This is a genomic window from Jeotgalibaca sp. PTS2502 (genome assembly GCF_001975685.1).
GTDB classification, from domain to species: domain Bacteria; phylum Bacillota; class Bacilli; order Lactobacillales; family Aerococcaceae; genus Jeotgalibaca; species Jeotgalibaca arthritidis.
Genome location: NZ_CP019433.1, coordinates 2,234,124 through 2,247,237 on the forward strand (window position 1 = coordinate 2,234,124; position 13,114 = coordinate 2,247,237).

A 13,114-nucleotide genomic window follows, 5' to 3' on the forward strand; every position below is an offset into this window, starting at 1 on the left:
ATGACCAAAGCCAAAACAATGATTGCGTTTTTTCTGTTTCTCGCTGGATTTTTATTTGTCGGAGAAAGTCATACGTTCTTTCTTGAAAACTTTCAAGATCGCTACGTGCAAGTTGCTTACTATTTAGAAACCGGGGATTCAGAAGATGAGATGCGTCAAACGATTTTAGATAAAGCAGAGAAATATGAAGCAGAAGCCTTTACGATTCAGAAGGAAAATGGAGGAGCATTTTCGCGTACGATTACGGTATACGGAAATGAAGCTGTTCAACAAAATTTAAAATCAGATTGGGGAATTGAGCAAGGGACAACCTCTTCTTTCTTCTCTGGAAAAACAACATTTGTATTCAAGCCTTATGCCGAAACAACAGAGAAAGAATTACAGAACGTTTGGTATATCGGGCAAACGGCAGAGCATCTCTTTCCAATGGTGTATCCTGAGATGGTCGAGTACTCTGGTAGTATTCAAAATAGCCCAATGCTGGATGTATCAGAAAAAGTTGTGGCAGCACTTTGGTTTATGTTAATCATAACCACCTTATTGCTCACCTATTACGACATCGTTTATAGCAAAAAAGAGCAACATATTCGAATCATTTTAGGTGCAGATTCAAATCGAATAATGATTCAAAAGTTTATAGCAGACACCGTCGGATTTAGTATTGCCGCTCTTGCAGCGGTGGTATTATTATTGCCATTTACGAATTCCTTGTTTAGGTGGAACGTATCGTTCATAGGGTTTTTAATTTTAATTTTTAGTAATGGTTTAATTATAGCGTTAGGTATGAGAATCGGAAAACACTTACAAATCAAATCTGTTGCCTCATCAGTAAAAGCTTTGCGAATCAGTCTTGTCATCAAAGGAGCCATTGCAATTCTAACGGCAATTGTATTATCGGTTACAATTCTTTTACTAGTTGAGGGCATCAAGCTTTATCAACAAAAAGACTACTATTCGACAAACTCTAATCGTGTGCATATCGATATTGATTATCCTTATGACTATGAAAAAATGGAATTTGGAGATGGATTTTTTGAAAATACTCCTCCTCTTAGTACAGATGATCAAGTTCGGGATAATTTCATGCGATATGGTTATCGTGAACTCGGTTTATCTCTAGTAAGTTATCAATCTCATGCCGAGGTTTCACCAAAATGGGGAGACAAATATACATTTGCTAATTTATCCGGATTAGTGCCCTATAAGGACCAGATTCCGAAGTGGGATTTCCTTAACCAAAATGAGGGCAATTATATTTTGGTTCCTGAAGGTGCAAATCAATCTGAAATTGCAAATGAGGTCCTAGAAGTTGGTAATATCCTTGGCTTAGATACAGATAACTTGGCAGGTGTATTCACCTACCAAGAGGGACTGTCTGTCATTGCAGAAGGCCATAATGAGGAACTTGAGTACTCATACAAGATTAAAAATCCAATTATTTTGTTGGATACCTATGACTATGGAGCATTGCCGGTTTACCCTGTAACTTATGAATTAAGAGAAGCCGACCATCCCAATGGGTTCATTGCCTACAATTTTGCCTATCTCATGCAATTTACAACTTTGAAACACAAACCAGAAAAAATTGTTGAGTTCAGCCATTTAATTTCCGGGGAAGCCATCAAGTCACCCTTAGTAGAATTCACAGTTATTCATGTAGAAAATTGGTTTGCTGGTCTATGGTCATTGCAAAATAGAAGTCTGTTGATAGCTGTTATACTAACAGTCCTGGTCCTTATCTTGGAAGTCCAAATTTCTATCCTTGCACTAAGAATGGCTTATGAATCGAATGCTCGGGAACTGACGATTAAAAAAGTAATGGGTTTTTCTTTATTTGAGCGTTTTAAAAATTTTTTCCTTTTGACCAGTATTTTGTGTGGACTTTCTTTTGTAGGTGCACTCGTTTGTGCATCAATCTTAAATATTGGCATGATTAACTATTTAGCTTGGGGAAGTATCCTTGTCTTTTTATTAGATATCGGCATTCTTCTCTACTTGACCCGAAAAAATGATTGCTTACAAATCCAAAAGGTATTGAAGGGAGGAATTTAGTTTGGAACAAACATTTATTGAATGTTATGATGTCGGTAAATCATTTGAAGATAAGGTTGTTTTTGATGATTATAATTGCCGTATTGGTAAGGGTGAATTTGTAATCATTACTGGTGAAAGCGGCTGTGGCAAAACGACTTTGCTAAATATGATTGGTGGGTTAGAACCTGTATCTACTGGCACCATCAGAGTCAATGACCTGGATATTACAGATACGAAAAATCTTAAAATGTACTATCGAGATACGGTAGGTTTTGTTTTCCAAAACTTTGCTTTGGTAGAACAGAAAACAGTTAAAGAAAACTTGGAAATGGTCCATCCGAAAGGAAAAACGGATATGACCATAGAAGAAGCTCTTGAGACAGTTGGTCTGGAAGATACATTGCAGCAGAAGGTATATGCTCTTTCTGGCGGTGAACAGCAACGGATCGCTTTAGCTAGACTACGTCTGAAAAATTGCCAGCTTATTTTGGCAGATGAGCCTACGGGCTCGCTTGACCACAAAAATGGGCAGATGGTGATGGAGGCTCTTCACCAATTAAATCGTGAAGGAAAAACTGTACTAATGGTCACCCATGATACAAGTTTGATACAGTCAGGTGATCGATTGATTAAGCTGTAGTATATAAGATTTGAAAATTAATTAAATTCTTATATAAAACAGGTTTTTACGGAAATCTAATAATTGTATTTTACAATCAGCACTATATCCTTTATACAAGCGATCTGGAGAAACTTCTAGAAATGTATGTAACTGTTCCCCTTTTTTCAGTGATGACTTCATGGTGTATAAGTCGTTTATGTTCAATTGATTCTCTAAAAATATTGATTTAACTAATTATCATGGTAAAGGAAGAGTCATCGATTCAAATTTGGTTGGTAGCTTTAATAGATTTAACCGATAAGTATAAATGTTTTACTAGAAATAAGTTTGTTTATCTTACGTTATTATGTTATTGAATTAGGATGATTGTATTCAACTAGCATCATTTTGGTTCAAATTGGTTCAAGTAATATCATTTTCAATCCTTTTTCATACATTTTCATCAATTTGAAAATGCATGAAACGTTGATATAAAGGGATTCCAATGGATTAGGTACACTTAGAATTTACCTGTATATTTCTCAAAACGTTAATTGCTGCAGCCGTTGCGAATTCATTCGCTTACGGATACAGTATGGGACGGAGATTTCGCAGAAATCGAGTACCATTCAATTATACAGTTCAAGGCATTTCTCATTTATTTGGGAAATGTCTTTTTTTATTTAAACACGACTTAGTCCACTAAAAAGTCCACTTTTATTTTTGTGAGAGCTTTTATATTTATTACACGACTATAATTGTTAATGGTCGTTTGGATATCTTCGTGCTTCAAACTGTATTGAATACATTTTAAACTAGGTATGTTATTTAAAAAGAAGAGAGTCATGGGTATATCTAAATTATCGTTGAAAGATTTGCAGTTATTTATAATATTGAATCATCATTCTAAAAAATCGTGTAGAGCTTAGACAAGTATCAGATTGATTAAAATTATAACACATTTTTGAGATAAAATAATTGAATATTTTATCTCAAAAATGTGTTATTATTAAAAATATTAACGGATATGCTGAGTAAGACTTGATTACACTGAAAATAATAAGGGAGGTATTAAATCAGAAAAAATTTAAAGAAGAATGGAAGTTTCATGAGGAAGTAATGATAATAAAGACCAACTAATTTACTGGATATAGTATCATGTTTTTGATTAAAGTATCCAAAATTATCATTACTGTGATAATTTTTTATAAAATGTAAAATAGTATCGAGAGGATTGGGGACTAAATTGGGCAACAAAATATTTTTTGATAATATCTACAAGTTATGTGAACAGATCCGAATGGCATCTGAAGAAAATCAAGAAAATCTGATTTTTCAAGCATGCTCAAATTTAATGAAAAAGCAAAAGGAATTTGGCTTCATTTATGATAATTCAGATTTTATTGAGTTGATTATTAATTATATTTATTATTTTCGACAAACTAAATTTTTTTATCCTGAGGAATATTTTCTTCAAGATACAGTTGTTAAAAAAGGATTATATATGCCTATTGTTGATCGAATGTTATTAAATAAAGAAGTTATAGAAAAAATTAAAAAATACCAGTTGAGAGAGTCTATATTAAAAAAACAACTGAATTTTGACAAGAATAAAAAGTTTTTATACAAATTGATACCGTACTGTGAAATTACTTATGATGATCCTAGCCGAACTAAAGTCCTCTCTGAAAGAATACTTAAATACTCTAAAAACTATAATTTTAATGAAAAGGATATACTCACTATATTTGAGAATTATAGATTATATCGGGAGGGACTTTTAGATTTAAATGAAGCTTTTCCATACAAAGGAAAAAAGGATGTTACTAATAAAAAATATTCTTTGAATAGCGTATATTGCTATTTAAATAAAAGTCTCAAAGATGTAGAAGTAAATCATCCGTCAAGGAAAAAACAAGTTATGTATAGAATAAATAGAGATAGCAATCTAATAGCGGACTTAAAAATCATACATAATCATAGGTGTCAGATTTGTGGAACCCAAATAAAGTTAAGTGATAACAATTATTATTCTGAGGGGCATCATATTAAGCCTATTGGTGGTCCTCATTTTGGTCCTGATACTTCAGATAATATACTTATTGTTTGTGCAAATTGTCATGTCATGTGTGATTATGGAGCTATAAAATTGGACATACATTCATTAAATACTATAGCTAAGCACATTATTAATCAGGAATTTATTAATTATCATAATACAAGTATTTATTTGAAGAACTAATAAATAATAACTTATTTAATATATTACGTTAGCAATAGAGAATTGAAATAAGTTTTTAAGATGTTTATAGATGTCAGGCAGCACACTCCATATAAATCAACTGAAATAGACTCAACTGCTTCATTTTATAATTGGGTGGGAATGATCTAATGAAAAACATAATAATATTAATTAGATACTATGTTGCTAAGATTTATTTGATAATATAAGTTGTAAAATTAAGTCAGATAAATAATAAGGTCATTTGTGGTATATTCAAATTGTATTTCCAATTAAAGAAAATAGAGAAGTAATCAAGATAAAATCATAAATATATTAACCTTAACGCATTAATGTTATTACGAAATTTTTTTATATTTTCAAATTTTTTCAGTATCTAAAGTGTTGAAGACAAAACATCTGTAAGATTATTTCATTCTCTAAGAAAGCTATATAGTTCTCGATTACTTGAAACAAAACAAATAAATAAGAATCAAATTTAGTTCATTGTGAATTATATACCCTGAAAGGAGAAGAAATATTTAAATGAATTACAAGCCGTTTATTTCAAAAGTTACTATAAAAAATTTCCGAAATTTTAAAAGCGTTTCTGTAGATTTGTCAAGACAACATCTGTTGATTGGAGAAAATAATGTAGGGAAATCAAATTTTATAAAAGCTATTCAATTAATATTGGATCCTTCGCTCTCTGAGGAAGAACGATATTTAAAAGAATGTGATTTTAATGAAAGCATTTTAAATCCTATGGATAACAAAGAAATAATTGAAATATCCATTGAGATACAAAATTACGAAAAAAACAATAAGTTGTTTGCTATGCTTAGTGATGCTTGTATTTCCAATAACCCTAATACTATAAAACTAACATATAGATATTTTCCTCAGGTTAAGGATAATGGAAAACAAGAATACGAATATATTATTTTTCAAGGGAATAATGAACATCTGCCCTTTGGTTATCGAGAAAGAAAATACTTAAACGCTAAAGTAATTCCTGCATTGAGGGATACAGAAAAGGAAATAAGAAACATCAGAAAATCTCCCATCAATACATTATTAAAAAATTATCAGTTTGATTTGGACGAACTAAATTTAATTACTGAAGAGCTTAAAAATGTAAGTTCTACAATACTTGATTTAGAAGAAGTAAAACATTTATTAAATATGGTAAATTCAAAATTTAATAATATAGTTTCAAGTGAAATAGATTTGCCAGCCTCATTCAGTTTGACGGACGTTCCATCTGAAAAGCTATTGAGCACTCTAAGGATAGTTTTAGGGGAAAAACAAAGAGGCCTTAGTGATACTAGTTTAGGTATAAATAATCTTCTGTATATAACTTTATTGTTGTTATCTGTAGAAGATAACACTGTTCCCTATATTTTATTAAACGAAACAAAATTAACATTAGATAAAGAAGAAAATTCCGACATTATAGGAAAGTGTTATACGGAAGATACAAATGGGAAATTTTTGATTAATAATGATATTGCAACTGAGGATTTTAAGCAATTATATAGCTTTATGGACAGTTATTATCAAAATAAAGGATTTCATGGATTTACTATACTTATAGTTGAAGAACCGGAGGCTCATTTACACCCAACGCTTCAACGAACTATTTACAAAGAGATATTTTCTCGAGGAATCCCGCTTCTATTTACAACTCACTCTCCACATATAGCTTCGATTGCTCCTATACAAAGTATTGTACATTTTAGCAATAAGGGTAACAGTACTATTATTAATAGTACTGTTAATATACAGCTTAGTGATAGAGAAGGTGCTGATTTACAAAGATACATAGATGTAAACCGAGGAGATATTTATTTTGGCAAAGGAGTTATTTTGGTAGAAGGTATTGCTGAAGAATATTTGATTCCAAAATTTGGTGAAGCTTTAGGGTATGATTTCGATAAAAGAGGAATTATTTGTTGTAATATTAATTCTACAAATTTTTTGCCTTATTATAAATTCTTAAAAGAACTGGGTATTCCTACTGCAATTATTACAGACGGTGATTTTTACTATTTACCTTCTAAAGAGAAAAAGGAATTCCATAAAATGGATTTTAAACATGCTGGGGCTCCGATGAGAGGATATGAAGGTCAAGAAAGAATGGAAACTCTATTAGTTAGATTAGGGAAAGCTAAGGAAGAAGAATTCCCAGAAAACTTTGAAGAAGTACGTGATTTATTGGATAAAACAGGGATTTTTGTGGGAGATAATACGTTAGAAACAGATATATTCAAACAGGCACACGACGAGATGCATAATGAAATTATTATATCCATATTTAATGAGTTAACAGAGGGGAAAGATGTCCATAAAGAAAATTTTAAACAAAATTTTCATAATATGGATTTTGATAAATGTTTAGAGGCAATTGAAGGTTCTACTTCGAAAATTGGTAAAGGAAGATTTGCACAGACTTTATCATTGTCTGTTAACAACAAAATGATTCCTAATTATATCAAGAAAGCGATTGAATATATTGAAAATTCAATTTAGGAGGGAGATTTTTGGAAATATATTTTGATTTATTAGAAAAAATTAAATCCGATCCATATCAATCTGCTGCTTATGAATACGAAGGTAATGCAATTGTTAAAGCCGGTCCTGGGAGTGGAAAAACAACTGTTATTATTATGAAGATTAAGAAGATTTTATCAGAGAAGGTTTTTTATCCAAGAGGATTAGCTTGTATTACTTACAGCAATGCAACAACAAATCACTTTTCAAAAAAGTTAGCAGAGATAGGAGTGTTTGTTAGAAAAAATGTAGTTTTATCCACTATACATTCCTTTTGTTTAAAAGAAATAATCATTCCCTTTGGTGACTTAAGCAATAGTCAAATATCATTTCCTTTAAAAATAATGTCTGATGAGACTAGGAAAATTATTTTAAATAAATGCTTAAAAAAGAAAAATCTCGGAACAATTTCATTAAATGACTTCGATATTTTACGAAGTGAATACCATTCTCCAATAAAGAAGCATAAAAAAGTATCAGAAGAAGAGATCGAAGTTATTATTGATTACGAAAACACATTATTGTTGAGTGGTTATAGTGATTTTTCTTTAATAGTTAGTGACTCCTTAAAATTAATAAATGAAAATGAATATATTCGTAAATGTATAGAAGCAAAATTTCCATGGATTTTAATTGATGAGTATCAAGATTTAGGACAAGGATTGCATGAAATAGTGTTAATACTGAGTCAAAAAACAAAAATTAAATTTTTTATCGTAGGAGATCCTGATCAATCTATATATAGTTTTCAAGGAGCTAATCCAGATTTATTTTACCAATTATACGATAACCCATCATTTAAACAATTTGAATTAAAGAGAAATTATAGGACAACACAATATTTAATTGATAAAACACTAGGTGCTTTGGATATGGACAATCGAGAATACGAATCAGGAGTTACTTCTGATTATGACTCTAAATTTTTCTTTATTGAATGTGAAGAGAATATGGTAAGTCAATATATGTATTTAGTTAACGATTTAATACCAAATTTAAAAGAAAAAGGAATATCGTTAGAAGAAGTATGTATTTTACTTGCCACAAATAATCAAATCAATGAATTGGCAGAAGTTTTCTCTGAAAATGGTATACCATTTTTTATAGAAGGTTCATATTTTTTGAAACTAAATTCCGCAAGTTGGATAATAAAAAGTGTAAATTATGTTAATCATAATTCAAATTTTAAAGATTTGTATTCAAATTGGGAAAGGCTAAGTAATAAAAGAATAAGAGATAAAGATGCTTACTTTAAGTTGTTCAAAGTTCTAAAAGATAGTAGAATGTATCAAGATAACTTAGCTGAATGGTATAATTTTATTAATACATCAATTGGATTTGAAGAGCTATTGAGTTCATCAGAACTAGCAATTGAACAAAAGCAATATGAACAATTTAAAGAGGAAGTTCTAACAAAAGAAATGAGTTTAGAAGAGTTTTGTAATAAAACAAGCAGTTCAAATAAAGTAACTATATGTACACGTCATAGCTCAAAAGGTCTAGAATTTGAAGTAGTAGCTTTGTTAGGTATGGAGGAAGGCAGTTTTCCTTATTTTTTACATAAGGAAGGTACAAAAGAATACAGAGAGCAAGAAAGAGTTTTTTTTGTATCATTAACTAGAGCGAAATACGGCTGCTACCTTTTAAGGTCTAAAGTTATATCGGGGATTAATAAGTATGGTAACAATTATGTGCATGAGAAAAATCCGTCTGTATTTTGGGAAAAACTATATCAAACAACACAAAATCTAGATTAATTACATTATGTTAACTCTGTCATAGTTTATTCGACTTAAAATTCACAGTAGTAAACTATTTTCTCGCTGCCCCTTTTTAGTTGAAATTTCGCCAATTTTTCACCAACTATTTCTGAATTTAATTGAAGTAAAAAAGTTTAATGTAAGCCTTTTGTATTAAACTTTTGACTCCTACTGACATCACTTGAAACCCTCGCAAAATAGAGAATCGTATTCGTAACTATGTTTGATTTTATTAGGAATGGCACAGCCATACATTGCTTAATTCGCTACTTTAAATAACCTTCTTAAGAATGAAAGTAAATGAAACTTATTTTAATTATAGACGGTCACTTTCTTGCTTTATAAAGAACATGTAATGATTTTTAATTTAATAATTTATAAAAGTCAAAAACAAGGTCTTAAGAAAGCTCGTAAAGTTTCTCAATTTTCAAAATATTAACTATGTTAACCCTTTTGAATAACACAATCCATCCATATCAAAAAGACACTTCCCATCTAAACTAAGAAGTGTCTTTTCGCTATTAATCTCTAAAACCCTAAACCTCAACCACCACACCCTCCACAACCTCAAACGGTCCTGGCGTTATCTACGATCTCTTGTTCCCAAAGAAGTCAGTATCAAAGTTATAGGGTAATCCATCAGCTTTTTCGTATGCCATATCGGCATGATAGCTTTTGCCTAATACGTCAGTGGAAACTAAATCAACGCTCGTTCCGCTCAAACATTCCGCGTCTTTAACTGTAATCTTAACAGCCCCAGTCGTTGGATCCGTTGTAATATCAAAACCATTGTTCTCATAGACTGTTGCTTCCGCTTCATGACGACTTGGCAAGGCATCATTCAGATAAAGATTACCATCTGCTGCTACAGGCAATATGGCATTTCCGACAAAGAAGTCTTTAGCATCGTCACCTAAAGCAATGAGTTCCTCTTTAGGGTATTCCCATAATTGTTTATCGTTGGCATTTGGATGCTTGTTATAGCTGCCTAGTCCAACAGGGTACAAGTAACAAATGGAATCGTCTGGCACGCCATCCATCACTGTTTTTCCATCATCGAGTACTTCGCGTGGTTTAAGTGATAAATGTTCAGATGATAGGTAAAGAGTTGCAAGCACCGTTCTATTGAATGTTTAAACCGATTAAAGACGCAAATTGTACGGCTTGAGATGTGGATACTTTACATCCTTTTAAATGCTCGATTGAAACAAGCAAGGAATCGAAAGTGGATGTACTAATATCACTATCTTTTAAGGGGGTATCTTCAAAATTAGCGCCATTCAGATTACACGACTGAAAATCTACTTTTTTAAGCTTACAGGCAAAAATATCGGCACCTTCTAATGAAGTATGATCAAAAATGACCTTTTCAAGTTTTGAGTCACTCAAGATAACCATATTCAGAATAGATTCGCTAAATAGGGTATTACCGATATAAGACTCAGTTAAGTCGCAGCCAAGCAATTTACAATTCAGAAACGCAACGCGATTCATGGATGCCTTACTCAAATTAGCGTTGGATAAATCACAATTCTCAAAGCGTACATCGGTAAGATCAATTCGGCTGAAATCCGTATTTGTGAACTGGCAATTTTTAATGACTGTTTTATAGAGTTGTACGCGACCAACTGATTCGTTGGCGAAATCTGAATCAGTAACTAGACACATTTCAAGAGAAGGTTCTTCTTGGTCAAAAATAGCTGTAAAGTTTTTCTCGGTGAGATTTTCTGGGATTTTGGGTGCATCAATCTTCATTTTGTATCTACCTGCCTTTGTTTTATATATGCTATATTAACATTAATCGTTTCATTTTAAACAGATTGAGAATCTTGTTTTTTATAAGAGCTAAACTTATAGAGCAAAAAGGAATGGTCATATTGAAAATAATTGAAACGGAAAGATTATATTTAAGGGAATTGGTCTTAGAAGATGCAGAGGAACTATCGAAGGTCTTGTCTGATCCAGAATCTATGACATACTATCCTGAACCATTTAGCAAAAATAAGGTGGAAAAGTGGATTGAGTGGAATCGTGATAATTATAAACGATATGGGCACGGTTTATGGGCTGTCATTTTAAAAGATGGCGAAACGTTCATTGGAGATTGTGTCATCACAATGCAAACGATTGAAGAAGAAACAGTACCAGAGATTGGCTTTCATATCATAAAGGACTATTGGAATAAAGGATATGCAACAGAAGCTGCTACTGCCTGTAAGGATTATTCGTTTCGTGTTTTAAAATATCCTCGGGTCTTTTCGTATACCACAGTTGAAAATATTTCCTCCCAAAAGGTAGCGAAGAAAATAGGAATGCAGGAATATAAGACATTCTTTAAAAATGGCGAACAACAAATTGTTCAAGTAGCCTTTAATACTGAAGATGAAGTGATTGTGTCCAGTGAAGGTTAGGGAAAAAATAGAGGAGAGCACTATGGATATTAGATTATTAAGTGATAAGGAAAAGCCACCTATGGATTTGTTATTGTTAGCAGATCCGTCTCCAAAAATGGTTGAGGAATATCTAAAAGAAGGAGAGTCCTATATTGCCGAAAGTGACAATCAGCTTATTGGAATTTATGTATTACTTCCTACAAGACCAGAAACTGTGGAGATAGTGAATGTTGCAGTTGCAGAAAAATATCAAGGTAGAGGCATAGGGAAATTCTTGGTAGTAGATGCAATCAAAAGAGCTAAGGGAAAAGGTTATAAAACAATTGAAATTGGTACTGGAAATTCAAGTATCGGACAACTTGCTTTGTATCAAAAATTTGGATTTAGAATAACTGGTATAGATATAGATTTTTTCATGAGACATTATCAAGAGGAAATAGTCGAAAATGGCATCCAGTGTAGGGATATGATCCGTCTATCGCAAGACCTATAAAAAATACTTACTTATCAGACATTATCCTCAATAACTGATTTAATATTTTGTTCTCTTTCTACTAAAACAAGCATGACATATACTTAGCTTGAGGAGAGTGAAGCATATGTCGAAATATAACTGTTCATGTTTTTGTGGGTCTGTAAGATTTGAAGCTAGCTTAACAAGTTATAATATGTCTGTTTGTCATTGCTCAATGTGTCGTAAGTTAACAGGATCTACTGGATTTGCCAGTTTAGAATTTAAAGATGATATCACTTATATTTCGAGAGAAAACTTAGGGACATATGATTCATCTCCTAATGCAACTCGAGGATTTTGTAAAAAGTGTGGTACAAGTTTGTTTGATCACTACAAACCAATGAATGCCTACTTTGTCCCGCCAGCAATTATAGAAAACTTACCTGATGAAAAAATTAAATTGATTGAAGAAATCTACTATGACAATAAACCGTGTTATTATGTGGTTGTTAATAATATCAAAAAATGTTAGTCGATTATACGTTAAAGACACCTTCCAATTTTTGGCAAGGTGTCTTTTTGATTTGGAATAAATGATCTTAACGAAACATAATTGCCCTCTAGAACTCCTTCAAATACCAAGCATCCATAGCTGAATGCTCTGACCCAGGTAAGGGTTCTTGTAACAATGTGAATCCAAATTTTTCATAAAGTAAACAGGCGGTTTTTAATTGCTGCATGGTTTCTAGGTAGCACATATCATAATGCGTAGCCGCAAATGTTAGGGCAGTTTCCATTAATTGATTGGCGAGTCCGAGACCTTGTGCTTGTGGGCTTAAATATAGTTTTTGTAATTCACAAACATTAGTGTGACCATTGAAGGGCGCTATCCCAATGCCACCAACAACGTCGCCGTCTTGTTCAACGACCCAATAGTTGGCATGGCTTAAATCATTATAATAAGTGTACAGATCATGAAGTTGTGGGTCAAAATAGGCTGAGCCAGTAATTGCGAGTCCAAGTGATTCTAATGAGCGTTGTATAATGGTTTTTACTTTTGAATTATCTTCTTTTTTCATTTTTCGAATCGTCATAACC

At 32.0% G+C, this 13,114-nt stretch carries 11 protein-coding genes; 8 read left to right on the top strand and 3 right to left on the bottom strand.

All coding sequences use genetic code 11. The annotated features are described in order from the left end of the window. The 5 genes from BW721_RS11225 (at window position 1) to BW721_RS11245 (ending at window position 9,166) form a co-directional block, all read left to right on the top strand. Window positions 1-2,052: a hypothetical protein gene (locus BW721_RS11225; protein ID WP_076768543.1), complete on the top strand. Its 2,052-nt coding sequence runs from the start codon at window positions 1-3 to the stop codon at window positions 2,050-2,052. A gap of 1 nt (window position 2,053) precedes the next feature. Further along, window positions 2,054-2,674 (top strand): ATP-binding cassette domain-containing protein, encoded by a 621-nt coding sequence (locus tag BW721_RS11230; protein WP_227004635.1) that lies wholly within the window; start codon window positions 2,054-2,056, stop codon window positions 2,672-2,674. A 1,261-nt stretch (window positions 2,675-3,935) separates the two neighbouring features. After that, entirely contained in the window at window positions 3,936-4,877 is a 942-nt protein-coding gene (locus BW721_RS11235) for an HNH endonuclease (RefSeq protein ID WP_156892248.1), read from the top strand. Window positions 4,878-5,402: 525 nt separating this feature from the next. Beyond that, window positions 5,403-7,388: an ATP-dependent nuclease gene (locus BW721_RS11240; RefSeq protein WP_076768545.1), complete on the top strand. Its 1,986-nt coding sequence runs from the start codon at window positions 5,403-5,405 to the stop codon at window positions 7,386-7,388. 11 nt (window positions 7,389-7,399) lie between these two features. After that, a complete protein-coding gene (locus BW721_RS11245; RefSeq protein ID WP_076768546.1) occupies window positions 7,400-9,166 on the top strand; it encodes a UvrD-helicase domain-containing protein in 1,767 nt (588 codons plus the stop codon). Window positions 9,167-9,756: 590 nt separating this feature from the next. Here BW721_RS11245 and BW721_RS11250 read toward each other — a convergent pair. Both BW721_RS11250 and BW721_RS11255 read right to left on the bottom strand, forming a co-directional pair. Next, the gene (locus tag BW721_RS11250; RefSeq protein ID WP_156892249.1) at window positions 9,757-10,287 is read right to left on the bottom strand and encodes a hypothetical protein; all 531 of its coding nucleotides are present in this window, start codon (window positions 10,285-10,287) and stop codon (window positions 9,757-9,759) included. A gap of 4 nt (window positions 10,288-10,291) precedes the next feature. After that, the gene (locus tag BW721_RS11255) at window positions 10,292-10,924 is read right to left on the bottom strand and encodes a pentapeptide repeat-containing protein (RefSeq protein ID WP_076768548.1); all 633 of its coding nucleotides are present in this window, start codon (window positions 10,922-10,924) and stop codon (window positions 10,292-10,294) included. A 122-nt stretch (window positions 10,925-11,046) separates the two neighbouring features. Here BW721_RS11255 and BW721_RS11260 point away from each other — a divergent pair, with 122 nt between their 5' ends. The 3 genes from BW721_RS11260 (at window position 11,047) to BW721_RS11270 (ending at window position 12,548) form a co-directional block, all read left to right on the top strand. Continuing rightward, window positions 11,047-11,580, top strand: a complete 534-nt coding sequence (locus BW721_RS11260) for a GNAT family N-acetyltransferase (protein WP_083686884.1) — start codon at window positions 11,047-11,049, stop codon at window positions 11,578-11,580. Between the two features lie 22 nt (window positions 11,581-11,602). Continuing rightward, the gene (locus BW721_RS11265; RefSeq protein WP_076768550.1) at window positions 11,603-12,055 is read left to right on the top strand and encodes a GNAT family N-acetyltransferase; all 453 of its coding nucleotides are present in this window, start codon (window positions 11,603-11,605) and stop codon (window positions 12,053-12,055) included. 106 nt (window positions 12,056-12,161) lie between these two features. Continuing rightward, the gene (locus BW721_RS11270; RefSeq protein WP_076768551.1) at window positions 12,162-12,548 is read left to right on the top strand and encodes a GFA family protein; all 387 of its coding nucleotides are present in this window, start codon (window positions 12,162-12,164) and stop codon (window positions 12,546-12,548) included. A gap of 88 nt (window positions 12,549-12,636) precedes the next feature. On the opposite strand, the gene BW721_RS11275 is transcribed toward BW721_RS11270, so the two are convergent. Beyond that, window positions 12,637-13,110: a GNAT family N-acetyltransferase gene (locus BW721_RS11275; protein WP_076768552.1), complete on the bottom strand. Its 474-nt coding sequence runs from the start codon at window positions 13,108-13,110 to the stop codon at window positions 12,637-12,639. Between the last annotated feature and the right edge of the window lie 4 nt (window positions 13,111-13,114).